Here is a 24,793-nt window from a genome sequence, read left to right on the forward strand (position 1 = left end):
AAATTATATTACTTTTAATACAAGTAATTTATATTCTAAGTATATATAGTATATAGCATGCTAAACAAATATCCCGTAACATTCATAAAAATGTTGCGGGATATTTGTTTGATTAATAGTTATTTAAGGACTGTCAGCCCTCCTTTGTAAGAGCGTTTGGTATACTGTATGAGGAAGTAGTAGTAACCGCCGGAGATCTTGTCGGGGCACCAGTTATCGGGCCTTACCCTGGAATAATAGATTTGTTTGCCCCACCGGTTAAACACGCTAATGTCTTTGAAATAATCATCGCAATTGTCGGCCGGCAGTTCGTCAAACACAAGGCAGTCGTTTTTGCCGTCGCCATTAGGGGTGATCACATTCGGGAACTCGGGGAATGGGGTAGAGCCATTGTCCTTGATGGTGACCTTCACTGTGGTGGTGTCGGTGGCCGCAGCGCAGCTTTTATCCTGGGTAACGAAGTCGACGAGGAAGGTCTGTTCGGGCTGGCCGTTGAGCACGGCGCATTCAGGATTCCAGGCATAAGGAGAAGTGACCGATTTTACGCCTGTTTTAGCCTCGAAAATCATTCCGGCATCCTTCATATCAAATCCGCGCCCAGCGGCCGTAAGAACAATCATATTGGTGTCGGGGTCGCTTGCCAGTACATCGAAGTTAATACCGGATGAGCTGCCGATCTGGTAAGTGATTTCCTGGACGGGCAGGGAAGTTTTTACAGATGGCGCCCGGTTTGGCGATTCATCGACGATGAAATATACCGGCTTCGAAACGGGCATCGGATTGCCTTCGCAGCGCATATCTTCTACCTTGAAATCCACGGCCAGGGTGTCGCCTTTCTTAGCATTGCAAGGAGGGATCCAGGTGAACTTCTGCTGTACGGTGGCCTGGCCGCTGGCAGGCTTGAAATCCATTCCCATGTCGGCCATATTGAAATCCTGACCGCGACCCGAAAGAGCCAGGTTATCCTTGTCCGGGTCTTTTCCATACACATCGAACGTCACGGGTACACCCGCGGTCACATGTACGTAGTCGCTCGCGAGGGAGGTCGTCACGGTGGGTGCATTATTGCCGCTGCTCTCGCGGCGAATGTAGATATTCAACGTGTCGGTCAGCGGAAAGGGGCAACTACCGTCCTGCGCAATGAGCTGGATCTTGATCGGGCGGTTATCGTACGTGACGAAACAATCTTCGAGGCAAATCTGGAATTTGAGTGTGTCGTTCGGCACCTTGGTGGTGAATTGGGCAGGCAGCAGCGTAAAATAGTCTTTCGAATTGTTCACTGCATGGCCGTCGACGGCCACAACCTGGTTGACGGTCGGGTCTGTCACCATTACTTCAAAACACTCCGGATCGCCTTTTTTGATCGTGATGATCTCGTTTTCAGTATAGTAGGTATTCTTCCCTTTGGGTTTGAACAGCAACTTAGGCGGGTCCATTTTGGGGCAGTCCACCACTTTAAGCTGGAAATCACGCGTGAGCATCCCGATTTTAACGCCGTTGCGGTATTCTTCTACCTGCACTGCAAACACATATAAGCCGACGGAACCGGCTGTCACAGACAGCATTCCTGTCGACTTGTTTACTTTCAATGGATCGGGACCCGGAATCATATTACTGACCGAAATGCCGTCGATCCACGTCAGTCGCGGATAGTTGGAGGAGCCCCGGGCAGGAGCACTTGGATTGGCCTTGTCGGCATAGCCCTGCATAGGTGTGATGAGCGAATACACCAGGCTGTCGCCATCGGAGTCGGTGCCCCCGAAATTGAACTGAAAAGGTGAGTTTACACAGGCATAGTCACCCTGAATTTCCGGAAAAACGGGGGAAGAGTTCTTGAAATTAGCATTATTCTTGAAGAGCGGCGGAAACTCGAGATAGAAGAGGCTTCCCGCGTCACCAGGTGCCTGAATGTTCGTAATCGTCCCGTTGCGGCAACACCGGTCCCACACCATGTAATAGCCTTGCGGATCGTCAAAGTCAGTGGGAATGATGCGTACGGCGGCGCTGTAAGTGATCTGCCAGGTTTGAAGTGTCGAGATTCCGCAGAGCGGGTTTGCGTAGTTGACCGATTTTCGTTCTATTTTTGGGGCTTCAAGAGAGCCCATGAGCACATTGTCGCGCTTTCTGAATACATAAATCGTGACGAACGGGTCCTCTGCGCCGGGATTACCATTGAGGGCATCGAAATACATCGTAAGGCCCATGTTGTAATTGTACCGGGGATCCTGGGTTTGCGTGATGAAGAGCTGCCCGCCGACGATGTGTGTAGCGCTGGCGTCGCAAATGGCAAACAGCATCAGAATAAATAAGATGAACCGTTTTTTCATGAGAATGATGCGGCAGTAAAATTGATCCGATAGGATGTTGGGATTAGTAATTAAAACAGGAAATAATGTCTAAGAGTAACAAGTACGAGTACGTTGAAATTACCGATTTTGCGGCAGAAGGCAAATGTATATTTAAATCGGAAGACGGCGTAATCTTTGTGGAAGGTAATGTGGCTCCCGGTGACATCGTCGATCTTCAAGTCGTTCGCACCAAGAAAAAATTGAAGGAAGCCATTGTTACGAAAATCCATTCACAATCGGCTTTACGTACAGAACCCTATTGCGAACATTTCGGAGTGTGCGGGGGCTGTAAGTGGCAGCATATCAGCTACGAGCATCAGCTCAGGTTCAAAAGGCAGCAGGTAGTGGATCATTTTGAAAGGATCGGAAAGATCAGAAATGTTGAGATTAACGAGATTATCGCTGCCCCTAAGACCGAATACTATCGCAATAAGTTGGAATTTACTTTCTCGAATTGGCGCTGGCTGACGAAAGAGCAACTCGATTCGGGACAACCTTTTACCAAAACCGCTTTGGGGTTTCACGTGCCGAAGCGTTTTGATAAAATATTCACCGTAGATCATTGCCATCTCCAACCTGACCCGTCGAATGCGATCCGGAACTCGCTGCACCGATTTTCGGAGGAAAAAGGGTATCCTTATTACGACGTACGTTTTAATGTAGGCGTCATGCGTAACGTGATCATCCGTACAGCCAATTCTGGCGACGTGATGGTGATCGTGCAGTTCGGCGAGCAAAACGATGAAATTATCGCGGAAGTGATGGAATTTATGCATCAAAACCATCCGGAAATCACTTCGCTGAACTATATCGTAAACCTGAAAGGGAATGACTCATATCAAGACCAGGAAGTGATCCATTACGCTGGTGAAAAGGTAATTCGCGAAACGATGGAGGACCTGACGTTCCTCGTAGGGCCGAAATCGTTCTATCAGACTAACTCGGAGCAGGCATACAAGCTGTTCAGCGTCGCGCGAGATTATGCGCAGCTTACGGGAAATGAATCGGTCTATGACCTTTATACCGGCACCGGTACCATCGCCAACTTCGTAGCCCGCAATGCGAAGAAAGTGGTAGGGGTGGAATACGTGGAAGCAGCCGTGCAGGACGCCCGCATTAACTCAGAGCTGAACGGCATTACGAACACTTCGTTCTTCGCGGGCGATATGCGTGCGATCATGAACGAGGGCTTCCTGCACACGCACGGGCGCCCTGACGTGATCATTACCGATCCGCCACGCGCGGGAATGGACGTGCCGGTGATTGAAACAATCCTGAAAGCCGCTCCTGAACGCGTCGTGTATGTGAGCTGCAACACGGCCACGCAGGCGCGCGATTTGGCATTAATGTCCGATGATTATGAAGTAACGCGCGTGCAACCCGTGGATATGTTCCCGAATACGCACCATGTGGAGAATGTGGCATTGTTAGTTAGGCGTGGCCAGGGGAATGGTCAGGTGTAGCCATTTGTAGTCAGGTGTAGTCAGGTTGTCATATACTGTTCCACTTGATTCTTTTCCGACAATCTTGCTACACCTGACTACTCTTGACCACACCTGATAATACATGACCACACTTGACCAGAGTTGACCGCAAAATGACCCCACCTGATGATGCATTACTTATTCGGATCCCGGTATTTATAGTAAGTCCAAACCGAGTCGGCGGCAGGGTCGTAATCACCGTTCATTACTTCGCTGGTTACAAGGGCGAATTTCTCTTTTTCGAATTCGTTCAACGTGATTCTGATAGTCCTCCTCTTGAATGCGGAATCTACGCCGTCGTAAATGGCATTGGCGAGCTTCTGCTTGCCATACCAGTTGTAAAAGTCGAGTCTATATACGACTGACGTCACTTTCCCGTTATCCTCCACGATCAGCGTATCCCCGCTTTTGAAAGTCAATGTGCGGGTATGAATTTGGTCGTAATACACTGTCGTTTTGGATTTGGCGTGGTAAGTATGATCCGCTTCATATTGAGAATTGAAGGTCATGCCGGACACGATGGCGATTTCCCGGGGACTGCATGCTAATACGATGGCGAATATCAGCCCGATCAGTACGTTAATTTTTCTCATCATTTCCTCATTCCGTAGGTTACATTCAGTGCTGTGTCATAATTTTGTCCATTTCCTACGAAGTTTCCCAGGGCGTACCAGTTATCATCCGATCCTTTCCAGCCCCAGTTCAAGTAGTACAAATTGTATGTCCACGCCATACAGGTTGCCGCACCGTTGAGCTCTACGACGCCATGCAGAATGGTTTCCTGAATGCCTGCGATTACCCAGATGTGCCAGTTGTTAAAGCCAAGAAACTGATTTGTGCCATCCATGATTACCGGACGGCCGCTCGTTAACTCTGTTCTGACGTCATTGTAAACATTACCGAATGCTGACCTTTTGCCAGCATTCGAATAGCCGGCTGCCTGAAATGCGTTTTTGATATTTTCGCGCCAGGTTACGGTGTTGCAGCCAAAGTTGCTATAGTCGGAGCCGGCATACATTCCAGCGACGCGGATCATATTGGCAATCTGTTGATCAGCCGTATTTGCGGACGTACAATTGGCTGTCGAAATTGAATTGTTTAAAGGAAAGTTGTAGTTGGTTACGGGCCCAGGCGCAATGGAGTAAGTCGCGGGTTTCTGATTACAGCTGGCATTCCAGACCTGAGCAATCGCGACCGCGCCACAACCGGCGTTTGCCGTTGGACAACCATCGCAATTCTTTGAGGGACAATACATACTGTATGCCTTTGATGACCCCCAATGCGAGTTAATCAATGTCCCGCTGCTGTAATAAGTATCCGGCGGGCAATTCGTCGGATCGATAGGGTCTTCGTTGTTCGCTCGGCTGTCTGTGAGTGAATTACCTTCTGCTAGCCTGCGCCACATCAGCTCAACCCCCTTTTCCGGCGTGGCAACGTCCTTTTTGCCAGCTGTTATTTCGGCTTTTGCGTGCTCGATCCAAATGCGTGGACCGGGATTTTCGCCGTCGGGGTTGAATGTGCCGCTGTCGCCTTTAGCGAGGATGGGGATTACCCGCTTGTCGCCTGCGATGATGACGAAACCGGCGTCGGGGCGGGCGTCTGATTCAAAATGCACGATGTGCATTAATGGGTTACCCTCGTCGTCGTTCAAGGTGCGGATGCTTTTGATGCGTTTCGTAGTCCCGGTAGCAGCGGCAGAGGTTCTGGAGGTGGCGTCTGACGGGGTTGATAGTCCTGCCAGCGCCAGTTTTTGCGCTTCTTTTGCCGTGATAACCAGTGAGTTCGAATGCGTGGGCACATCAGGCGAGGGAGAATTGATTTCCTGCCTGCATTGAATGAGGGCGCAGAGCGCCAGAACGGTAATGAGAAGTTTGCATGAAGTTTTTTCCATTTGGATAGTCTGTTTAGAATGATGACTATCCAAATGAATTAACTTAGTGAAGCGGTTACACAATCCTTTAACCAAGCGGTAACTGGAGAATGTGCAAACGGTAATTTTTTGCCGATTATCTTAAAACGGCGGCTCGCTATCGGGGCCTTTGTAATCGAAATTGCTCAGATCATTGGCCCGGCTGCGGAGTGTTCCGCCCATGGGAGGTGCGGTAGGTTTGGCCTGGCTTTCGAATGAGGATATCGGATTTGAGGTCTGGATCGGGCGGTCGATCGAGAATGGAGCAGGCGTAAAACCTGAATCGAGGTCGGCGAATTTGGTGTATTTACCAATAAAGCGAAGTTGGATCGTATCCAGCGAACCCGCACGGTTTTTAGCCAGAATTACCTCACCTACACCTGCTACCGAGTTACCTGCTTCATCTTCTGTAATGCCATAATATTCAGGACGATATAAAAATATTACCATGTCCGCATCCTGCTCAATCGAGCCGGATTCCCTCAAATCGGAGAGCTGCGGACGCTTTTCACCGCCCCGCGTTTCAACGGCCCGGCTCAGCTGTGACAGGGCAATTACCGGCACGTCGAGTTCTTTCGCCAGGTTTTTTAATGATCGTGAAATCATCGCGATTTCTTGTTCACGGTTACCCGGGCTTTTCCCGCCGGTATCGCCGGTCATCAGCTGCAAGTAGTCGATTACGATCATCTGAATGTCGTGCTGGGCTTTCAAACGGCGGCATTTGGCACGCAGTTCAAGTACCGAAAGGGCAGGGGTATCGTCAATATAAATGGGGGCATTGGTGAGCCGGTGAATGCGGTGGTGCAATTGCTCCCATTCGTGCGGTGCGAGGCTTCCTTTACGGATTTTTTCACTATCAATCTCAGCCTCAGCGGATATCAAACGATTGACAAGCTGTACCGACGACATCTCTAAAGAGAATATCGCCACCGGAATATTGAAATCCACCGCCGCATTCCGGAGGGAGGACACGACGAACGCGGTTTTACCCATACCGGGGCGAGCCGCGAGGATCATCAATTCCGTCTTCTGCCAGCCGGAAGTCAGCCTGTCGAGTGCACTGAAACCGGATGGTACCCCGGTGAGACCGTCCTTGTTATTCTTTTTCTGGTCGAGTTCGGCCAGTGCCTGGCGCATGAGCGCGCCCATGTCGGCGTAATTTTTCTTGATATTGGACTCTGAAATCGCGAAAAGCGATTGTTCCGTTTTGTCGAGCAACCGGAACACGTCGGTCGTATCTTCGTAGGCCTCGCGCTGAATCTCAGACGATACTTTGATGAGCTCCCGTTTGATATAAGCCTGTGAGATAATGCGGGCGTGGAATTCGATGTTGGCCGCGGAGTTGACCTTGCTCGTCAGCTCCATGATGTACGATGCCCCGCCGACCATTTCAAGTTCTCCGGTGCTGCGCAATTTGGCCGTCACCGTCAGCATATCGATGGGTTCCGAGTCTGCGAAGAGCGTGACGATCGCGCTGTAAATACGCACATGCGACTCCTTATAAAAGCTATCCGGACGGAGGATATCCGCGACCGCCGTGAGGGCATCCTTTTCGATCATCAGCGCGCCCAGGACCGCCTCTTCCATATCGATGGCCTGTGGGGGTAATTTGCTGAAAATCTGATCGTTGGATGGCGTTCTCGGAGTGAAAGCCCGCTTCGTACCGTTGCCGGTTTTGGAGCCACTCCTGGGGTAGTTATTAGATGCCTTTTCGTTTTCCATATTAAGACAAAGTTAATCATTGGAGGCCTTCAACGAAAGCGGCGACGGGGAGTTTTGGCGCAATAATTTTTTTTCTGCCACACGACTTTTTTTGTCCGTGTCTGATAATGAAAGACTTGGTCCGGAAACGCTGATTTTTTCGTCCGGGATTTGGGCGGTTAATTGTTTTTTCGACGATTATGTTTTACAAATGTTGGTTATTATTACTAAATTTTACAAACAATAGAGAAACATTAAACACTGATTCATTTGCTGGAAAAAATCATCACACTCGAAGACGTATCCATGGTCGATTTTCTGGGCATTCACAATTCGAATATCAAGGAAGTTGCCGCCGCTTTCCCCGAAAGTAAAATCATCTCACGCGGAAACGAGATCCGCATTCAGGGGACTGCCCCCGAAATTATCCGAATCACAGATGTAATCGACTCGCTTCTGGCACATTACCAGAAGTATGGAAAAATAACCAACGACAATGTCAAAGGCTACCTGAACGGCATCGCTAAAATGCCGGCAGCCACCGGCGAGGACGACGATGACGTAATCCTCTACGGCAACAAGGGGCTTGTCGTAAAAGCCAAAACACCCAATCAGAAGCTTCTTGTCGAACAGGCCGGCAAATATGACCTCGTGTTTGCGATTGGTCCGGCCGGTACCGGAAAAACCTACACTGCCGTGGCCATAGCCGTGAGGGCATTGAAAAACAAGGAAGTACGGAAAATTATCATTACACGCCCTGCAGTGGAAGCGGGCGAAAACCTGGGTTTTTTGCCGGGTGACCTGAAAGAGAAGATCGATCCGTACCTGCGCCCGATCTACGACGCGCTTGATGATATGATCGCGCCGGAAAAACTGAAATTGTACCTGGAAAGCCGGGTTATCGAAATCGCGCCGCTTGCCTACATGCGGGGGCGTACGCTGAACAATGCATTCATTCTGCTCGATGAGGCCCAGAATACCACCCCGATGCAAATGAAGATGTTCCTGACCCGGATGGGCCCGAGCTCCAAGGCGATCATTACCGGTGATAAGTCGCAGATCGACCTTCCGAAGAACCTTAAATCGGGTCTGATCGATTCTCTGACAGTTTTGAAGGGCATTAAAGGGATCAGTTTTGTAGAACTGGATGGTTCTGACGTGGTGCGGCACCGTTTGGTGAAGGACATTCTTGCTGCGTATGAAAAATCGGAGAAATAGCCTGTTGCTAGCCGGCCTCTTGCTGGTTTCTGTGCTCGGAAGAGCACAGGACTCACTCGTTACACGCTGCGCCAGCACGGAACGTGACTCTGTTCGGCTATTGAAAAACCCGGCCCTGAGGAACCTGCGGATCCGATCGGAGCAGGCGATCCAGGATTACGTACGCTCTGCTGCGGGTGCACGTACGAGCGCGAGCGAGGTGATCACGATTCCGGTGGTGGTGCATGTTGTTCATAACCGGGCCGATAATGTGATCGGTGGGGCGGGGAACGGGAACATCTCCGATGCTCAGATCCAGAGCCAGATCGACGTGCTGAACGAGGACTATGGTAATACATCCGGCTACAAAGGCTTTTATACCGATTCACTGGCTGTCGATACAGGCATTCGTTTCAGATTGGTGTCGGTGGTGCGTACTTATAACGCGACTTCACAGTTCAGCCCGATTACCGATGCGGATGACCTCGCAAATATCTCACCTGCCTGGTTTACAAACCGTTACCTTAATATTTGGGTCACCCGGCTGAATGACCGCTATTTGGGAACTTCCCAATTTCCCGTTGTAACGGAGCTTAACAATCGCACCGCAGGTCTCGCCACTTCCGAAAACACTGAAACCGATGCATTGACGGACGGAGTTATCATTGATTTCCGTTATTTCGGACGTAATTCCGACGCGATCACGAGCCGGATCTATAACCTCGGCCGGACCACCACGCACGAGGTGGGGCATTGGTTGGGCCTGATCCACATTTGGGGCGATAGCACCTGCGGCACCGATTACTGCGATGATACGCCAACGGCCAATACTAAAAACGAGACTACGGATGTCTCGTGCTCGCCGGTCTATTCGCAATGCAGTGGTACGGCCGTGACACGTAATATGATCGAAAATTACATGGATTACTCGCCCGATGTTTGCATGAGCATTTTTACGAATGACCAGAAGGAGCGGATGCATGCGGTGCTCGCGTTAAGCCCCAGGCGAGCGAAAATGGTAGAGTATTCGAAGATTTCGACGAATGAATTACTGGTTGAAATTTACCCTAATCCGGTCCGGGAAACTTTGACTACCAACATCTTTACACCGAATTTCGAAAATTACACGGTGTCCGTTTACAATCAAAAGGGCCAGAAAGTGACGGAGGATACCGTCAACCGTACTTATCTCAACGTTAAAAACTTTCCAAGCGGTTTGTACTATTACAAGGTAACGACTGCTAATAAGACTATCACGAAACGTTTTGTTGTACGATAAACATCCATGCTATCACGCGCTCCGTTTGTCAGCGTAGTAACATTCCTTGCAACCGGCATATTGGCGGGCGACGCATTGCGTACAACCGGCGGTGTGCCGGTTGTTTTTGTTTTAACGGCATTGGCCCTGGTGAGCCTCGGATGTATCTTATTGTACCGGTTTGGCCGTCAGACCGCCTTTGCTGTCGCGTTGGCGGTGTGGCTGTTTTTGCTCGGAGCCGGAGTCAAAATAAGGGTTGAAGCGGAAAAGGATGCTCAAATTGCTTCGCTTGATGTATTGGAATACACCACTTATACTGCCGAAGTATCGGCTATACCAGAAAAACGCAGTAATTCCATTCGTTTTGAGGTTCGTACCAAACAATTCGGCTTGAAAAATCAATGGGTTAATTACCCTGTGAAAGCATTGATTTACCTGCCGGATAGCCTCTCTGACATTCCACAAGCCGGAGACCTGCTGCTGGTGAACGGGCGGTTGGAGCGTCCTGCTGCACCGGCAAATCCCGAACAGTTTGACTATGCGGGGTATTTGCGCAACAGGGGCATTCTCTTTACCGCATTTGTGAACGATCGTTCGTACAAACTGATTCCAGCGGGTTCCCGTACGGATCCTTCTTACTGGCCGGAAGCAGTATCGGAATGGGCGGATGGTCAGTTTCGCACCTATGTGAGCGATTCCGCCGCGTATGGGCTTGTTAAGGCCATGTTGCTGGGCCGGCGCGACGACCTTGGAGCCGAGCAGGTGAGCGACTATGTGATCTCAGGTGCCGTGCATATTCTTTCCGTTTCGGGAATGCACGTAGCGATTATTTTTCTGGCTATCAGCATGTCCTTCGGCTGGGTGAAGCGCTGGCGGTTCGGTAAATGGATTTATCTGATTTTGATGGCTTCATTGCTCGGTTTTTATGCGTTAGTGACGGGTTTACCGCCCTCTGTGCAGCGCGCCGCGCTGATGTGCATGGTACTGGTTGTCGCGGAAGTCGCTGAACGAAAGCATAATCCCATGAATACGCTGGCATTTTCGGCTCTCATCATCCTGCTGTTGGACCCGTGCGCATTGTATGATGTCGGATTTCAACTGTCGTATCTGGCGATGGCGGGCATTTTTTTGTTTTACGAGCCTGTTTACGGCATTTTGAGACCGGCAAACCGCGTTTTGAAATTTATCTGGCAGGTTACGGCATTGGCATTCTCGGCACAGATCGCGACATTTCCGCTCGGTATTTTCTATTTTCATCAATTCCCGACCTATTTCTGGCTTGTCAACCCGCTCGTTGTCGCGTTTACGAATATCCTGCTGCCTGCGGCACTGGTAGTGCTGCTGATCGGTCTTACGGGAATTTCGTGGCTGGGTTGGCTAGCAGGGCAATTAGTAACTTTCTCGGCGAAGCTAACCGATTGGTCCGCGTCAGTTCCGCGGATGCTGCCGGGGCATTTGCTGGAAAATTTGCATTTGAACAAATTGGAGGTCGCTTTGCTGTACTTGCTCTTTTTTGCGATCTGGTATGCCTGGTTTGCCCGTTCACTGAGCGGGTTAAAAGTATCGGTTGCAGGAGCGGTTCTTTTTGCAACTGTTTCAATAGCAGGAAGTTTGAATGTATATTGGAATGCTGATCCGGTAATTTTTCAGGTTCCAAAACATCAGGTATTGAGCTTTAAAACAGGAAACAAGCTTTACCTTTTAAGCGATAAGTCGTTTACGGAGGATATCCGTGCATTTGATTTCAATGTAAAGAACTATGCGGTAAACCATGAAATTCAGCAAATCATCCGCATTACCGCACCGTAAACGCTACTGCACTGAATAGAGCGCTTCGATCTGCTGCGCGATTTTTTTATCCCACGCGGCTTGTGCGCCGGCATTCAGGCCGTGTCCTGTTTCCCCGTCGTATTGCTCCTGGTCCCGGTTCATTTCCCGGAATGCTTCCAAAAACTGGTATTGGATCTCGCTATCGTAGTCTGCAATGGTCAATTCAGCCTTTCTGAGGCGCTCTTTAAACTTCTCGACAACGAGCCTCGTGATATCGAAATGGATCTGTTCATGACGCAATGTGCCCGCATTACGCGACTCCGGCCGGCCCCACGATATGCTTTTAACCATGAATATCTTCAAACCGATTTCAACTACCAGATCGTCGTCTTTCGGGTAGGAGCGCCCCTCGTAACCAAAACTGGTAAATACTGCCGCGGCATACCGGCTGCCGGGTTTTGCACTTTTGACCTTGAAATCGTCCCAGATCAGCGGGCGTTTTGACGAATAGAAAACCGTGTCCTCGGAGGCTGTGTTGTTAATTTCCCTGAATGTCAGTATCAAATTGCGCGCCAACGCCGGCGTTTTACCCGCATTGGAAACCATCCATTTCTGAAAATGGACTAATGCCTGGTCTACAAGTTGTTTGATCAATTTGTCGTGGGTGAACGTAGTTTCGGGCCTGGTATAATTAGCTGCCGTTTGATAACCGGTAAGCTCTACCGGTTGCATGTCGCGGTACCATCTAAACCGCACATTCAGGCGGACTTCCCCGGTGACCCGGTTTGGTCCTACACGCTTTTCATTGACGGACAACTCCTTAATGGTAATATAAAGCGGTAAATACGATTGCTCCTTCTTCGGTGCCAGGTACGACCAGTAGGAGAATAGCTCATTTTCCGCTTTCCCGGCCAGAACCGCTGGAATTTCCTTGCCCAGCGCGATCACTTTGCCTAGCGAAGCCCCGGGTTGCGGGCGCTGGTCTTCGACGTTCTGAATGAAGAATTTATAGGATTTGAAAAGGCCTTCGGGATCTTTGGAAAGGGTAACAACCGACCTGTCCTGCTGCGCAAAAAGCGGGTTAACGAACATGGTCAGAACAAAAAGAAGGGCAATGCTTCGGGTCATACTTTTCAAACTGCGTTGAATCCAGCCGTCATTTCCCTAATTTTGTACCCTAATTTTGGATGGAAAAGAGAATGACAATACCTACAACGAATTTGCGGCCGGAATTTGATGACATTTACATGGACCTGGCAAAAAATCTTGCCAAACGTTCACATTGCATAAAAGCGCAGGTCGGTGCGGTGCTAACGAAGGATACGCGGATTATTTCAATTGGCTACAATGGCCCCCCCGCGGGCACGCATAACTGCGATGAAGAATTTCCAGGGGTAGGATGCCCGCGCGATGCGAAAGGAAGCTGTTCCCTGGCCTTGCATGCCGAACAGAATGCCATTCTTTTTGCCGTGAAAAACGGTTCAAATATCGAAGGATCGACGCTTTTCGTCACGCTGGCGCCCTGCATTGCCTGCGCCCGGGTGATTTACACGATGAAGATTAAAAAAGTGATTTTTCTGCATTCCTATGCGGCCTATAAAGGTATTGCCGTCGAAGAAGGCGTGGAATTCCTGAGAAGGTTTGGCGTGGAAGTGGAGCAGTATAAGGGAATGACTGAATGATTGAGTGATTGAATGACCGAATAATGTCTATTCAATCATTCAATCATTCAGTCATTCAAAATTATTAATGGTGATGCACCCCGCCGACCCCGTGTACATGCCCATGGTCGAGCTCGTCACGTGTGGCCGCGCGTACGCTGAGGATTTTGCCTGCAAAATGCATTTCCTTGCCCGCGAGCGGGTGGTTGAAATTCATAATTACCACGTCGTCGTGGATCTCGACAATCTGGCCGTGAAGTCTTTCACCATCTTCATTCGTCATAGGGATAATGTTGCCCACTTGCAGCAACTCGTTTTCGTCTACCTCGCTGTTTTGGAAGACCGATTTAGGCAGGTCTACGACCGCTTCTTCATCATATTCGCCATAACCCTCCTCGGGAGCTACAGTAAATTCAAAAGCATCACCGGCCGACAGGCCTTCGATCTGATTTTCGAAACCTTCCGGCAAACCGCTGATCCCGTGGATAAAGTACATCGGGTCGTTTTCGGTGACCACTTCCACCACATCCGTTTCGCCTTCCGAGTCCGGAATGCTGAGGCTATATGTGAGCGCTACAACGCTATTTTTTTCGACTTTCATTTGCTAGTTTGATTAAAATGATGGTTGTTGTAAAAGAATTGTTCCCCGGAAAAGTATGGGAACAAACGTACGGGAATTTTGTCAAAATGTCATTTAGATGAATTTTTTAGCGCATATTTTGCTATCAGGGGAGAATGAAGGAGTGATGATGGGCAATTATGTCGGGGATTTCATTAAAGGGCGTTTGAGCGATGAAAAAACCGCAACCTGGAACCCCGATTATGTGCTCGGGTTAAAACTGCACCGTTTTATCGATTCGTTTACGGATACACATCCCGAAGTCCTGGAAGCCAAAGATATAGCGGCCGTTACCCAGGGGAAACTGGCAGGTATTGTGATGGATATTTACTTCGATTACTTCCTGGCCAAAAACTTCGAGCATTATCATAAGGAACCTCTTTTTATATACGCCCACCGGATGTATTCGGTTATTGAAAGGAACGAACACCTGATCCCGGAAACGATGGTGCCTATGGTACGCTCGATGATCCGTCAGGACTGGCTGAATACGTATGCCACACTGGAAGGTATCGATACCACATTTCACAGGCTTTCACGCCGTGCTGCGTTTTTAGCGCCTATTTCCACGGCTGTGAGCGATTTGCGGGCGAATGAGGAGTTTTATTACACGAAATTCCTGTCTTTTTTTCCGGAACTGCGCCGGCAGGCTGGTCAATTTATCGCTGAAAACGCGGCATAAATCGGCGCGGATCGGTAAATTTGGTGTCCGGACTCCATTCAGGTCCCAATCTGCAAATCCATGGCACAAACACCCGATATTATCCTTAAAGAGCTCAGAAGCAAGAAGTTCCGTTCGCTGTATTTTCTGCATGGAGATGAACCTTACTACATTGATTTGATTGCAGAAGAACTTGAAAACAAGGTGGTTCCGGAATCTGAGCGGGGTTTTAACCAATTTGTACTTTACGGGAAAGATACCGATGTAGCCGGCGTGTTGAGCTATGCGCGCCGCTTTCCGTTCATGGCCGAGCGTCAGCTGGTGTTGGTGAAAGAAGCGCACCGCCTGAACGGAATCGAGCAAAAGGAACAGCAGCAGCGCCTCGAAGATTATGCACTAAATCCTGTTCCGAGCACGGTGCTGGTATTTTGTTACCACGCCAATGCCGACGAGCGGAAATCTTACTTGAAAGCCTGCAATGCCAATGGGGTGGTGGTGCAATCCAAAAAGATGTACGACAACAAGCTGCCCGACTGGGTGGGCGCATTCTGCCAGCAAGAGGGTGTAAAAATCAGTCCAAAGGCGGTTCAAATGCTCGTCGATAACATTGGTAACGACCTGAAACGGCTTTCAAACGAGATCCGCAAGATCATGGTGAACCTGCGGGTAGACGAAGGTATCGATGCCGCGGCGGTCGAGAAGTTTGTCGGGATCAGTAAGGAATATAATGTATTTGAATTTCAAAAGGCGTTAATGCACCGCGATGTGCTGAAAGCGAATCAGATAGCCGCTTTTTTTGCATCTAATTCGAAAGATAATCCGCTGGCTCCGGTGTTGATCATCCTGTTTGGGTTTTTCTCCAAACTGCTCCTCACGCATGCAGCGCGCGACAAATCGGAAAAGGGGCTGGCAGCCGAACTGGGTGTCAATCCGTATTTTGTTAAAGATTATCTGCTGGCCGCACGAAATTACCCGATGGGTAAGGTGGTCAATATTATCCATTACCTGCGCGAATGCGACGGGCGTTTGAAAGGGCTCGACGGCACGAGCGTTCCCGAAGGAGAGCTACTGCGGGAACTCGTTTTCAAGATCGTGCATTGAATGATTGAATGATTGAATAGAATCTTATTCGGTCATTCAGTCATTCAAAATTGAATGAGGGCCGGATACGGTGAATGCCGGTAGGCATGTAACATTGGTTGCATACGGGATTGTAGCTTTGTGGTACGTCTTTGATTCTACCAATATTACATCGCTACGCGATTCTGTTCAAAATGGAGATTGACATGCATCAACAAACTATTTTAATTCCAACTGCCCCGCTTTTCAGCTTTCAGGAATGCCAGTGGTTTCTCAACCGCAATTATGATGACTGCCTGCATTTGGTGACTGAGAATGCGGTTTTCAAAGCGATTGCGACGCCCTACGGCGATGTGCTTTTCCGGGTCAGCGAACGTGATGGTTTCATGCAAATAGATGTGCTGGAAGGAGGTTCGAATCCGGTATGCCGTGATTTTGTTACAGCTTACGTTCGTGAATGGTTCGATATGGACCGCGATATTACCCCATTTTACGAGCATTTAAAGCGGGACAGTCGCCTGGCCTATATGGCGGAAGACTTCTCGGGCTTGCGGCTGATGGGGATTGTGGACATGTTTGAAGCACTTTGCTGGTCGATTATCGGTCAACAGATCAACCTTACATTCGCTTACAAAATGAAACGGCGTTTGGTGGAGCGTTACGGTCGGCATATCGAATGGAACAATCAGGTTTTCCATATTTTTCCTGAACCGGAGGTGTTGGCAGACGCAGAGGTGAGTGTACTGAGGGAAATGCAGTTTTCTCAGAAAAAGGCAGAGTACGTGATCGGCGTAGCCCGTGCGTTTGTCGACGGCACACTTAGCCGTTCGCTAATTGATGCGTTGCCAGATTTCGAGTCGCGGCAGAAGGTTTTGGTGGCGCACAAGGGGATTGGAATCTGGACCGCCAACTATGTGCTCATGAAGTCGTTCCGAGCGCCGGAGGGCATCCCGCACGGTGATGTCGGTCTTTTGAATGCGTTGGCCGGGCACGGTATCATTGCCGAACGTAGTGAAAAGGACAAGATCGAAGCCTTTTTTCAAGACTATGCTGGCTGGGAAACCTACGTTACGTTCTATCTGTGGCGCAGCCTTGCTGTGAAGCCGCTAGCCTGATTTCCATTTCAAATAGGCCTCGCGCATGCAATGCCCGCATGGGCGGTACCCATGTGCGCGAGCGTCGTGCTCGTCCGCGAAGAATACCCGGTTGCTGCGCTTCATCCGCTTTCCCGAACCGCAAGATAATAATCCGTAGATTTTCAGATTGCGATTGCCGCCCATTGTGATTTCGCCCTTATCGATCATTCGCTTCAATTCGCGGCTGGTTGCGAAGCCCCCGGGGCCTATTTCGTTGTGGCTGATCATTGTTGATCTGTATTCATTATCATAAATATGTGCTGTATATCAGCTCAAGGCATCATGAAAAATGATGCCCAACGTGTAACGCTGCCCGTTATGCACTTCACTCACACCATGCTTCATATTGACGCGGTAGTATCCCTTACTTCCTTTTACAGGCCTGAAATTCGTGGTAAAAAGCAACGCATCTCCCTTTCGGGGCTTCATAACGATGGCTTTTGATTGGGCACGGGGAATTTGCTCAGTCATGACAAATTCGCCGCCGGTATAGTCCAGGTCGGGTTCGTTGAGGAACAATACCATTTGAATCGGGAAAAATAGCTCGCCATAGAGGTCCTGGTGAAGGGTATTGTGGCCGCCTTGGCCGTATTTAAGGATCAATACCGTTGGTTTTGTTTGTTGCTGAGCCCGGCATAGTTCTTGAAAATCTTCAAAATCAGTAGGGTAGGGATGCCCTAGTTTCAATACTTCCATCCACTGGTTGGCGACGGGTACCAGTTTGGGAAATATGCTTTCACGAAGCCGCTGAATAATCGGCGGTAACGGGTAGGAGAAGTATTTGTATTCGCCCAGCCCGAAGCGGTATCGTTCCATGACGATCGTTTTGCGATAATGCGCCGGGTTATCGTATTGCGCAATCAGTTCGTCGCATTCGCGGGCATTGAGGACTTTGGTAAGTTGCGCATAGCCGCGCTGATGTAGGTTTTCGCGGATTGAAGGCCAGTCAAGGTTTTCGATGTTGATCATAATAAAGCGGTAATTTTTGAATTTATTAAACCAAAATTACCCTGCCAAAAAGCCTCTGGAAACCCGATTCTTGCGTAGTTAAAGCGAATGGCGCGAAGGTCTGCCTTCGTGACTAATTATTCGCAGGCCTTCGGCCGGTCGGAACCGCAAGGACGTCATCACGGTACTGACCGGCCGGAGGCCTGCGAATAGTGGGTTCAAATCAGGAGATTTGCACCAGCGAAGCGGGAACTTCGCACGATCATGCCGAAAGTACCGTCTCGTCCTTGCGTTCGCCGATTTGCTGGCGCCACATCGCGTAATAGAGGCCTTTTTCTTCCAGCAAGGCGTGGTGGCTGCCGGTTTCCACAATACGGCCTTTTTCCAGCACGTAAATGCGGTCGGCGTACATGATGGTTGAAAGGCGGTGCGCGATCATGACGGTGATATGCTGGCGCTGGTCGGTGATGTCGCGAATGGTATTCGATATTTCTTCTTCCGTAAGTGAGTCGAGCGCTGATGTGGCTTCGTCGAAAATGATCAGGTGCGGGTTACGCAGGAGCGCGCGCGCGATCGAGAGACGCTGGCGTTCGCCGCCTGACAATTTCAGACCACCTTCGCCGATCACCGTGTCGATGCCATTCTCCGCACGGGCGAGGAGGTTATAGCAAGCGGCTTTCATGAGTACATCGTTGATCATCTCGTCAGTCGCTTCGGGATTTACGAAAAGCAGGTTTTCTTTGATCGTTCCCGAGAAAAGCTGGGTATCCTGTGTCACAAAGCCTATTTTGTGCCTGATTTCGTCAAAATCAATTTCTTTTCCGTTCACACCATTATAAAGGACATGACCTTCAATGGGCTGATACAGGCCTACGAGCAGTTTGACCAAAGTAGTTTTGCCCGAACCGGAGGGCCCGACGAACGCGATGGTTTCTCCTCGTTTTACACCGAACGAAATATCTTCCAAAGCGGGGCGCTTGGCCGACTGGTGCTGGAACTTCACGTGATCGAACTGCAAGTCTTTAATGTCGGTAATCGTCTCCGGGTTAGCGGGTTTGTGCTCAACCGGACGGGCCAGCAATGTCTGCAAATTGTTCAACGACGCCTCGGCTTCGCGGTAGGAGAGTATTACATTGCCCAATTCCTGCAAAGGACCGAAAATGAAGAAGGAGTAAAACTGCATCATCATCATCTGTCCCACGGTAATCTTATCCCGGAACACGAAAAACAGGAGCGCGAACATCACGCATTGTTGTAGAAAGTTGACGAACGTTCCCTGGATGAAACTTACCGAACGGATACTTTTAACCTTTTTCAGTTCCAGTTTCAGGATTTTGTAGGTGGTTGTATTTAGCCGTCCGATTTCCTGCTGGGTCAATCCGAGGCTTTTGACCAGTTCGATATTGCGAAGAGACTCGGTCGTGGAACCGGCCAATGCAGTCGTTTCTTTGACGATGTTCTTCTGGATCGTTTTGATCTTCCGGCTTAATACGCTCGTAAGAAATGCGAGGGTCACGGAGCCGATGAGGTAGATCAGCGGAAGCCAGGGGCTGAGCCTAAATGCGACGACCACTACGAAAACAATGCCTACCGACGTGAAAAAGAGTACATTAACGAAGTTTAGAATAAACTTCTCGCAGTCGGCGCGGACCTTCAAAAGCACCGAAAGCGTTTCGCCGGAGCGCTGGTCCTCAAAATCCTGAAAAGGGAGCCTCAATGCATGCCGGAGCCCGTCCGTATAGAGCGCAGCGCCAAATTTCTGGATGACGACATTTACCAGGTAATCCTGAAATGCCTTGGCAATGCGTGATACCATCGCTACGCCGATGATCATCAGCAAGCCCATCAGGACGCCTCTGAAGAACTCGTTATCAAGGCCTTTGTTACGGAACTCGACTGCTTTGTTGGCGTAAGGGTCGATCAGGAAGTTACCCAGGATGTAAGGGTTGAGCAGCGAGAATATCTGGTTGATGGCGGCCATGACGAGGGCCAGGAATATAAGGGCCTTGTACCTGCTCAGGTATTGGATCAATAATTTCATACAGTGCTGAGGTGATTCGGTGGTGTTACCAATTACTGTAAACCCAAACGCAGCGATTTTAATTCTCAGAGCATGCGCAAAATGTGCGGAAATAAAAAAGACATCCGAGAGGGATGTCTTTCACAATGTAGCGGGGAGCAGGATCGAACTGCCGACCTTAGGGTTATGAATCCTACGCTCTAACCATCTGAGCTACCCCGCCGTCGTAATTGTGGTGCAAAAGTATGTTAAAGAATATTACGATGCAACCCATTTGCCCATTTTTAACGTAAATTTCGCATATTTTTGAAGCAACAAATTTAAATTTGCACACTTTTATTGTCGATTTATGTTATATTACAACTTTTAAATCAGCACATAAGGCGATCGCTAACGAGGCGGCTCCTTTAATTTCAGCACATATGGAAAAATATAAATTTGTTACAGAATTTGAATTGCGCTCCTCCCCAAAAGTTCTCTTTCCATATATTTCCACGCCCTCGGGCCTCCAACAATGGTTTGCCGAGAAGGTTACTGTGCTGCCCGACCACCGTTTCGATTTTCAGTGGGACGGCGAAAGTCACGTCGCCAGGCAGACGGGGCTAAGGATTAATAAAGCAGTGCGTTTCGATTTTGAGGATACGAGTGAAGACAATCTGGACAACAACCATCTGGAACTAAAATTAGAAGTAAGCGAGTTAACCCAGACAACCTTTTTGCGGATCATCGACTACTCGTCGAACAAGGATAAAGACGAGTTGACTTCGTTGTGGGAGGGATTTATTGATAATTTAAGAGAAATAGTAGGTAGTTGATGAAAAAGCTGGACAAGCTTGTTTTAACGTCCTTTTGGGGACCTTTTGTAATTACAATGTCGGTCGTGGTGTTTGTCTTCCTGATGCGGATCATGATCTTTTATATAGATGACTTCGTGTCCAAGGACCTGAACGTCACGGACTATGCGCAGCTATTCTTCTTTTTCAGCCTTATTACAGTACCTACTGCATTGCCGTTGGCCATGCTACTTTCCTCTCTGATGGCATTCGGGAACCTGGGTGAGTTTTTCGAGCTCACGGCCATCAAAAGTGCAGGTATCTCCGTTGTGCGGGCCATGTTGCCGATGTTTATCGTGGCCGTTGGTATCAGCATCTTCTCCTTCTTTTTCAACGACCGTGTTTCACCCTGGGCTAACCTGAAAGGGTACAGTCTGCTGTACGATATCAAGACAACCAAGGCCACATTAAAGATCAAAGAGGGGATTTTTTACAATGATTTGCCGGGTTATAGTATTAAGGTCGACGAAAAGCATGAAAACGGCAAGATGATCGGTATGGTGATTTACAAACACAATAGCCGGTCGTATGAACTGGGGAATACGGAGATTATCCTGGCTGATTCGGGAAGGATGTATGCCATTAATGAAAACCGTTACCTGGTGATTGAATTGTACAACGGTACACGGTATACCGACGAATACGGGTCCGGCAGTTCGAGGCCTGTGTATATTTCCACCCCTGCGGGATCGCAAACACCTTATTCCAATTTCAACCGCCAGTCGTTCCGGCATTACCGTCTTACGGAAAGCCTTGCGTCGTTTGGGATGAAGCGTACGGACGAGGGGCAGTTCAAGTACCATGAATTTATGAAGAACATCAGCGATCTGACAGCAACCGCGGATTCGCTGCGTACCTCTTACCAGGAGACCAAGAAGAACCTTGTTGCGGGCAGCCAGCAATACTATTCGTACAACTACCGGGAGGGTACCGATAAAACGATCAAGCCAGGTAAGTGGATCGACTCGCTGTTGGCGAAACCGGTTTCCGACAGTTTGAAGAAAGACATCCTGATGAATACCAAGGCGGCATCGAACAGCATGCTGAGCTATATTAAGTCGCAGCAGGATTACCTGCAAGCGAAATTGAAGGATGCGAGCAAGTATGAGCTGGAAAGGCACCACAAATATACCCAGGCGCTTTCCTGCCTGATTATGTTCCTGATCGGTGCGCCGTTGGGGGCCATTATCAAAAAAGGCGGGTTTGGGGTGCCGGTACTGGTTTCGATCCTTTTCTTTATCCTATTATATGTACTTACGAATCAGGGCGATAAATGGGTGAAAGAGGGGCTGGTAGCCGTGCCGATCGGCGCGTGGATGGCGAATACCATCCTGTTTTTAACGGGTATTTACTTTATCGACCGAGCACGAAGCGACTCACGGCTATTCGATAAAGACGTTTATCAGATGTTCTTCAAAAGAATTAAGTCGAAATGGACAAGTAGATTTGGCAAAAGGGAGCTTATCACTGATATTTAATTTAAATTATTTTAAAAACCGGTTTAAAAGGCTTACTTTTGCAACCTTATTTGCGGCAAGGTGCCGTAATTACTACATATTACTTTAATCTGTTGTTACAATCATGTATTTAACCGCGGAAAAGAAGAGCGAGATCTTCGAATCGAAAGGTTTTAAAAAGGAGAGCGCCGACACGGGCTCTGCTGAATCACAAATTGCTTTATTTACGTACCGTATCAATTATCTGAACGAGCACCTCAAGACGCACAAGAAAGATAATGATACACGTCTGGGCCTCCTCAAAATGGTAGGAAAGCGCAGAAGATTGTTGGATTATCTTTACAAAAAAGACATCAATCGCTATCGTGCGATCATCGCCGAATTGAACATACGTAAGTAATTTTAAAATCAGGGAACTTGACATATGTGAAAGTTCCCTGATTTTTTGCGGAAAAAACAAGAACTTACCGGGACGTCAGGATGGCGTTTCACAGCTACAAAAATCAAATATTCTATGCTCTTTAATATAGTTACCAAGACTATAACCTTACCGGACGGCAGGGAAATCACAATTGAAACAGGAAAATTAGCGAAGCAAGCCGACGGATCGGTGGTAGTCAGAATGGGTAACACCATGTTGTTGGCTACGGTTGTTGCTAACAAGGATATTAAGGAAGGCCTCGACTTCCTGCCATTGTCTGTTGACTATCAGGAGAAATTCGCATCTGCGGGACGTATTCCAGGAAGTTTTCAGCGCCGCGAGGGCAAACTGTCCGATCACGAAGTATTGATCAGCCGCCTTGTAGACCGCGTTCTGCGCCCGCTTTTCCCTGAGGACTATCACGCAGAAGTACAGGTAAACATCCTTTTGATCTCTGCAGACGCAGAAGCAATGCCCGATGCATTGGCAGCATTGGCGGCATCCGCTGCATTGGCGGCATCGGATATCCCTTTCGGTGGGCCTGTTTCCGAAGTTCGCGTTGCGAAAATCAATGGCGAATATGTGATCAACCCGGGCAACACTGCATTGCAGGATGCAACCCTCGACCTGATGGTAGGCGCGACGTATAATGACATCGCGATGGTGGAAGGTGAAATGAGCGAAGTTTCCGAAGAGGAAGTGATCGAAGCACTGAAAGTCGCACACGCAGCCATTAAAGACCAGTGTGTTGCTTTGAAAGAATTCGAAGCGGCAGTTGGCAAAACTGAGAAAAGAGAATACGTGGGAGATCCTGCGGACGAGTTGCTCGAAGCACGCATTCGCGCATTCGCTTATCCCAAAATATATGCTGTTGCACAGCAGGGTTCTACCAATAAAACTGTTAGAAAAGAGGGTTTCAAAGCAGTTTGGGAAGAATTCAAAACCACTATCACCGAAGAAGAGGCTGCAGAATTCAACGAAGGCCTTGCGAAACGTTATTTCAATGACCTCGTTTGGGAAGCTTCGCGCCGCCTTGTACTGGACGAGAGAATCCGTCTCGATGGCCGTAAGCTTGATCAGGTAAGACCTATCGCCTCGGAAGTGGACTATTTGCCGAATGCGCACGGTTCTGCATTGTTCACACGTGGTGAGACACAATCTTTGACCACCGTGACGCTTGGTACCAAGCAGGACGAGCAGATTGTTGACACCCCATTGAAGTACGGTTACAGCAAATTCCTTTTGCATTACAACTTCCCGGGTTTCTCAACCGGCGAAGTGAAGCCTAACCGTGGTCCTGGCCGTCGTGAAGTTGGTCACGGGAACCTCGCGTTGCGTGCGTTGAAAAAAGTGCTTCCTCCTGAGGCTGACAACCCATATACTATCCGTATCGTTTCCGATATTCTCGAATCAAACGGTTCGTCTTCTATGGCGACAGTTTGTGCGGGATCACTTGCATTGATGGACTCAGGTCTGAAAATCAAAGCGCCGGTATCGGGTATCGCCATGGGCCTCATCTCCGACGAAGCGACCGGTAAATACGCGGTGCTTTCCGATATCCTCGGTGACGAAGATCACCTGGGCGATATGGACTTCAAAGTAACCGGAACCGCGGAAGGTATCACTGCCTGCCAAATGGACATGAAGGTAAATGGCCTTTCATTTGAAGTGTTGACAGAGGCACTGATGCAAGCCAAAGCGGGCCGTCTGCACATCCTCGGTGAAATGAACAAAACCATCACCGAAAGCCGTCCTGACCTGAAACCTCACACACCGCGTGCGATCGTGATCAAAATTGATCGTGAGATGATCGGTGCGGTGATTGGACCAGGTGGAAAAGTGGTTCAGGACATTCAAAAAGAGTCCGGCGCAACGATCTCTATCGAAGAGAAGGATGGCGCAGGCTTTGTAAGTATATTCTCTGCCGATAAGTCTTCCATGGATAAGGCAGTTGCACGGGTTAAAGGCATCATTCTGGTCCCTGAAATCGGTGAAATCTATACCGGTAAAGTTAAGTCGATCATGCCTTTCGGAGCATTTGTGGAATTCCTCCCTGGCAAAGACGGTTTGTTGCACATTTCCGAGATCAAGTGGGAGCGCCTCGAAAAAATGGACGGCGTTCTGGAAGTAGGAGAAGAGGTGCAGGTGAAGCTCGTCGAAATCGATAAGAAAACCGGCAAATACCGCCTTTCACGCAAAGTATTGTTACCAAAGCCTGAGAACAAAAAAGATTAATTGAGTGTTCTAACAGGTAGGAACGGTAAAAACGTCGTTATATAACATACTTAAT

General features: G+C 48.9%; 21 protein-coding genes and 1 tRNA gene. 12 read left to right on the top strand and 10 right to left on the bottom strand.

The features are described from left to right. Positions 1-119: 119 nt before the first annotated feature. The gene (locus AC2YIT_RS08495; protein WP_487278896.1) at positions 120-2,327 is read right to left on the bottom strand and encodes a T9SS type B sorting domain-containing protein; all 2,208 of its coding nucleotides are present in this window, start codon (positions 2,325-2,327) and stop codon (positions 120-122) included. Positions 2,328-2,392: 65 nt separating this feature from the next. Between AC2YIT_RS08495 and rlmD the strand changes: the two genes are divergently transcribed. Then, the gene (rlmD, locus tag AC2YIT_RS08500; RefSeq protein ID WP_487278897.1) at positions 2,393-3,811 is read left to right on the top strand and encodes a 23S rRNA (uracil(1939)-C(5))-methyltransferase RlmD; all 1,419 of its coding nucleotides are present in this window, start codon (positions 2,393-2,395) and stop codon (positions 3,809-3,811) included. 155 nt (positions 3,812-3,966) lie between these two features. On the opposite strand, the gene AC2YIT_RS08505 is transcribed toward rlmD, so the two are convergent. From AC2YIT_RS08505 to dnaB, 3 genes are all read right to left on the bottom strand, one after another. Continuing rightward, a complete protein-coding gene (locus AC2YIT_RS08505) occupies positions 3,967-4,428 on the bottom strand; it encodes a hypothetical protein (protein WP_487278898.1) in 462 nt (153 codons plus the stop codon). Next, positions 4,425-5,723: a C10 family peptidase gene (locus AC2YIT_RS08510; RefSeq protein WP_487278899.1), complete on the bottom strand. Its 1,299-nt coding sequence runs from the start codon at positions 5,721-5,723 to the stop codon at positions 4,425-4,427. The genes AC2YIT_RS08505 and AC2YIT_RS08510 overlap by 4 nt, the downstream gene beginning before the upstream one ends. A gap of 120 nt (positions 5,724-5,843) precedes the next feature. Then, positions 5,844-7,463: a replicative DNA helicase gene (gene dnaB, locus AC2YIT_RS08515; RefSeq protein ID WP_430848376.1), complete on the bottom strand. Its 1,620-nt coding sequence runs from the start codon at positions 7,461-7,463 to the stop codon at positions 5,844-5,846. 249 nt (positions 7,464-7,712) lie between these two features. Between dnaB and AC2YIT_RS08520 the strand changes: the two genes are divergently transcribed. From AC2YIT_RS08520 to AC2YIT_RS08530, 3 genes are read left to right on the top strand one after another with little or no spacing between them, the layout of a single operon-like run. Next, positions 7,713-8,660: a PhoH family protein gene (locus AC2YIT_RS08520; RefSeq protein ID WP_223409580.1), complete on the top strand. Its 948-nt coding sequence runs from the start codon at positions 7,713-7,715 to the stop codon at positions 8,658-8,660. Continuing rightward, positions 8,641-9,918, top strand: a complete 1,278-nt coding sequence (locus AC2YIT_RS08525; RefSeq protein WP_430848378.1) for a T9SS type A sorting domain-containing protein — start codon at positions 8,641-8,643, stop codon at positions 9,916-9,918. The genes AC2YIT_RS08520 and AC2YIT_RS08525 overlap by 20 nt, the downstream gene beginning before the upstream one ends. Positions 9,919-9,924: 6 nt before the next feature. Then, complete coding sequence (locus AC2YIT_RS08530) at positions 9,925-11,706, top strand: ComEC/Rec2 family competence protein (protein ID WP_487278900.1); 1,782 nt, start codon at positions 9,925-9,927, stop codon at positions 11,704-11,706. A gap of 3 nt (positions 11,707-11,709) precedes the next feature. Here AC2YIT_RS08530 and AC2YIT_RS08535 read toward each other — a convergent pair whose 3' ends face one another. Continuing rightward, complete coding sequence (locus tag AC2YIT_RS08535; RefSeq protein ID WP_487278901.1) at positions 11,710-12,795, bottom strand: DUF922 domain-containing protein; 1,086 nt, start codon at positions 12,793-12,795, stop codon at positions 11,710-11,712. Between the two features lie 71 nt (positions 12,796-12,866). On the opposite strand from AC2YIT_RS08535, the gene AC2YIT_RS08540 reads away from it, so the two are divergent. After that, positions 12,867-13,349, top strand: coding sequence for a deoxycytidylate deaminase (locus AC2YIT_RS08540; protein ID WP_430848596.1), 483 nt, complete (start codon positions 12,867-12,869; stop codon positions 13,347-13,349). 64 nt (positions 13,350-13,413) lie between these two features. On the opposite strand, the gene AC2YIT_RS08545 is transcribed toward AC2YIT_RS08540, so the two are convergent. Continuing rightward, positions 13,414-13,929 (bottom strand): FKBP-type peptidyl-prolyl cis-trans isomerase, encoded by a 516-nt coding sequence (locus AC2YIT_RS08545; RefSeq protein ID WP_430848384.1) that lies wholly within the window; start codon positions 13,927-13,929, stop codon positions 13,414-13,416. Positions 13,930-14,026: 97 nt separating this feature from the next. Here AC2YIT_RS08545 and AC2YIT_RS08550 point away from each other — a divergent pair, with 97 nt between their 5' ends. From AC2YIT_RS08550 to AC2YIT_RS08560, 3 genes are all read left to right on the top strand, one after another. Next, positions 14,027-14,629, top strand: a complete 603-nt coding sequence (locus AC2YIT_RS08550) for an acyl carrier protein phosphodiesterase (protein ID WP_487278902.1) — start codon at positions 14,027-14,029, stop codon at positions 14,627-14,629. A 60-nt stretch (positions 14,630-14,689) separates the two neighbouring features. After that, positions 14,690-15,709 carry a DNA polymerase III subunit delta gene (holA, locus tag AC2YIT_RS08555; protein ID WP_487278903.1) on the top strand — a complete coding sequence of 340 codons (1,020 nt, stop codon included), beginning with the start codon at positions 14,690-14,692 and terminating at the stop codon, positions 15,707-15,709. Positions 15,710-15,894: 185 nt separating this feature from the next. Beyond that, the gene (locus AC2YIT_RS08560) at positions 15,895-16,803 is read left to right on the top strand and encodes a DNA-3-methyladenine glycosylase family protein (protein ID WP_487278904.1); all 909 of its coding nucleotides are present in this window, start codon (positions 15,895-15,897) and stop codon (positions 16,801-16,803) included. On the opposite strand, the gene AC2YIT_RS08565 is transcribed toward AC2YIT_RS08560, so the two are convergent. The 4 genes from AC2YIT_RS08565 to AC2YIT_RS08580 all read right to left on the bottom strand — a co-directional run bounded on the left by AC2YIT_RS08565 (position 16,795) and on the right by AC2YIT_RS08580 (position 20,015). Then, positions 16,795-17,052 carry an Ada metal-binding domain-containing protein gene (locus AC2YIT_RS08565; RefSeq protein ID WP_430848392.1) on the bottom strand — a complete coding sequence of 86 codons (258 nt, stop codon included), beginning with the start codon at positions 17,050-17,052 and terminating at the stop codon, positions 16,795-16,797. The two genes, AC2YIT_RS08560 and AC2YIT_RS08565, sit on opposite strands and share 9 nt — an antisense overlap. A gap of 39 nt (positions 17,053-17,091) precedes the next feature. After that, positions 17,092-17,793 (bottom strand): 2OG-Fe(II) oxygenase, encoded by a 702-nt coding sequence (locus AC2YIT_RS08570; RefSeq protein ID WP_430848394.1) that lies wholly within the window; start codon positions 17,791-17,793, stop codon positions 17,092-17,094. 241 nt (positions 17,794-18,034) lie between these two features. After that, positions 18,035-19,813, bottom strand: coding sequence for an ABC transporter ATP-binding protein (locus AC2YIT_RS08575; RefSeq protein WP_487278905.1), 1,779 nt, complete (start codon positions 19,811-19,813; stop codon positions 18,035-18,037). Positions 19,814-19,941: 128 nt separating this feature from the next. Continuing rightward, positions 19,942-20,015, bottom strand: a tRNA-Met gene (locus tag AC2YIT_RS08580). Between the two features lie 199 nt (positions 20,016-20,214). Here AC2YIT_RS08580 and AC2YIT_RS08585 point away from each other — a divergent pair. From AC2YIT_RS08585 to pnp, 4 genes are all read left to right on the top strand, one after another. Continuing rightward, the gene (locus AC2YIT_RS08585) at positions 20,215-20,607 is read left to right on the top strand and encodes an START-like domain-containing protein (RefSeq protein WP_430848398.1); all 393 of its coding nucleotides are present in this window, start codon (positions 20,215-20,217) and stop codon (positions 20,605-20,607) included. Continuing rightward, positions 20,607-22,103 carry an LptF/LptG family permease gene (locus tag AC2YIT_RS08590; RefSeq protein ID WP_487278906.1) on the top strand — a complete coding sequence of 499 codons (1,497 nt, stop codon included), beginning with the start codon at positions 20,607-20,609 and terminating at the stop codon, positions 22,101-22,103. The genes AC2YIT_RS08585 and AC2YIT_RS08590 overlap by 1 nt, the downstream gene beginning before the upstream one ends. 103 nt (positions 22,104-22,206) lie before the next feature. Continuing rightward, the gene (rpsO, locus tag AC2YIT_RS08595) at positions 22,207-22,482 is read left to right on the top strand and encodes a 30S ribosomal protein S15 (protein WP_295928642.1); all 276 of its coding nucleotides are present in this window, start codon (positions 22,207-22,209) and stop codon (positions 22,480-22,482) included. Positions 22,483-22,596: 114 nt separating this feature from the next. Next, positions 22,597-24,738, top strand: a complete 2,142-nt coding sequence (gene pnp, locus AC2YIT_RS08600) for a polyribonucleotide nucleotidyltransferase (protein ID WP_430848403.1) — start codon at positions 22,597-22,599, stop codon at positions 24,736-24,738. Positions 24,739-24,793 lie beyond the last annotated feature (55 nt).

The organism is Dyadobacter sp. SRI_021, from assembly GCF_057586235.1.

Bases quoted from the DNA above. Each gene is read 5' to 3' on its own strand.
- AC2YIT_RS08505 (WP_487278898.1), bottom strand. From the start codon at position 4,428: ATGATGAGAAAAATTAACGTACTGATCGGGCTGATATTCGCCATCGTA.
- AC2YIT_RS08585 (WP_430848398.1), top strand. From the start codon at position 20,215: ATGGAAAAATATAAATTTGTTACAGAATTTGAATTGCGCTCCTCCCCA.
- AC2YIT_RS08575 (WP_487278905.1), bottom strand. From the start codon at position 19,813: ATGAAATTATTGATCCAATACCTGAGCAGGTACAAGGCCCTTATATTC.
- AC2YIT_RS08565 (WP_430848392.1), bottom strand. From the start codon at position 17,052: ATGATCAGCCACAACGAAATAGGCCCCGGGGGCTTCGCAACCAGCCGC.
- AC2YIT_RS08525 (WP_430848378.1), top strand. From the start codon at position 8,641: ATGAAAAATCGGAGAAATAGCCTGTTGCTAGCCGGCCTCTTGCTGGTT.
- dnaB (WP_430848376.1), bottom strand. From the start codon at position 7,463: ATGGAAAACGAAAAGGCATCTAATAACTACCCCAGGAGTGGCTCCAAA.
- AC2YIT_RS08560 (WP_487278904.1), top strand. From the start codon at position 15,895: ATGCATCAACAAACTATTTTAATTCCAACTGCCCCGCTTTTCAGCTTT.
- AC2YIT_RS08530 (WP_487278900.1), top strand. From the start codon at position 9,925: ATGCTATCACGCGCTCCGTTTGTCAGCGTAGTAACATTCCTTGCAACC.
- AC2YIT_RS08590 (WP_487278906.1), top strand. From the start codon at position 20,607: ATGAAAAAGCTGGACAAGCTTGTTTTAACGTCCTTTTGGGGACCTTTT.
- AC2YIT_RS08570 (WP_430848394.1), bottom strand. From the start codon at position 17,793: ATGATCAACATCGAAAACCTTGACTGGCCTTCAATCCGCGAAAACCTA.
- AC2YIT_RS08550 (WP_487278902.1), top strand. From the start codon at position 14,027: ATGAATTTTTTAGCGCATATTTTGCTATCAGGGGAGAATGAAGGAGTG.
- AC2YIT_RS08495 (WP_487278896.1), bottom strand. From the start codon at position 2,327: ATGAAAAAACGGTTCATCTTATTTATTCTGATGCTGTTTGCCATTTGC.
- AC2YIT_RS08540 (WP_430848596.1), top strand. From the start codon at position 12,867: ATGACAATACCTACAACGAATTTGCGGCCGGAATTTGATGACATTTAC.
- AC2YIT_RS08545 (WP_430848384.1), bottom strand. From the start codon at position 13,929: ATGAAAGTCGAAAAAAATAGCGTTGTAGCGCTCACATATAGCCTCAGC.
- AC2YIT_RS08510 (WP_487278899.1), bottom strand. From the start codon at position 5,723: ATGGAAAAAACTTCATGCAAACTTCTCATTACCGTTCTGGCGCTCTGC.
- rpsO (WP_295928642.1), top strand. From the start codon at position 22,207: ATGTATTTAACCGCGGAAAAGAAGAGCGAGATCTTCGAATCGAAAGGT.
- holA (WP_487278903.1), top strand. From the start codon at position 14,690: ATGGCACAAACACCCGATATTATCCTTAAAGAGCTCAGAAGCAAGAAG.
- AC2YIT_RS08535 (WP_487278901.1), bottom strand. From the start codon at position 12,795: ATGACCCGAAGCATTGCCCTTCTTTTTGTTCTGACCATGTTCGTTAAC.
- rlmD (WP_487278897.1), top strand. From the start codon at position 2,393: ATGTCTAAGAGTAACAAGTACGAGTACGTTGAAATTACCGATTTTGCG.
- pnp (WP_430848403.1), top strand. From the start codon at position 22,597: ATGCTCTTTAATATAGTTACCAAGACTATAACCTTACCGGACGGCAGG.